Source organism: Vibrio qingdaonensis (assembly GCF_026191675.1).
In the GTDB taxonomy this organism is placed as follows: Bacteria; Pseudomonadota; Gammaproteobacteria; order Enterobacterales; family Vibrionaceae; genus Vibrio; species Vibrio qingdaonensis.
The window spans coordinates 1-304 of sequence record NZ_JAKRRY010000190.1 but is presented as its reverse complement, the minus strand read 5'-3'; the positions used below and the strand labels follow the sequence as shown (position 1 = coordinate 304).

At 47.0% G+C, this 304-nt stretch carries 1 pseudogene; it reads right to left on the bottom strand.

What is annotated here, in order from left to right:
- A pseudogene (locus MD535_RS25960) lies at positions 1-304 on the bottom strand (hypothetical protein); the annotation flags it as partial.

The following is a 304-nucleotide window of genomic DNA, read 5'->3' as shown; positions in this document are numbered from 1 at the left end:
CCCCCGTTGTCACAAAGCGCAACGCTGGAAACACAGACCCGTAAGTGGTGTACATAATGATGTGATCCACTCGCTCGTGAAGAAACCATTCACCAAAGCCAGCGCCATTTAATTCGATGAAAAAGTCACGGATTTCATGGAAAGCAAAACGACGCGACACCAATTGCGGAAACTGCTGCTTGATAGCGTCAACGAACCCTTGGTCTTTTAACGCTGCGATATCAGCCAGTTGCTCCGGCGACTGACGACGACTGAACATTTTCAAACGCTGGATTTTGGAAACAAAATCAGACTTTCTTTTCGT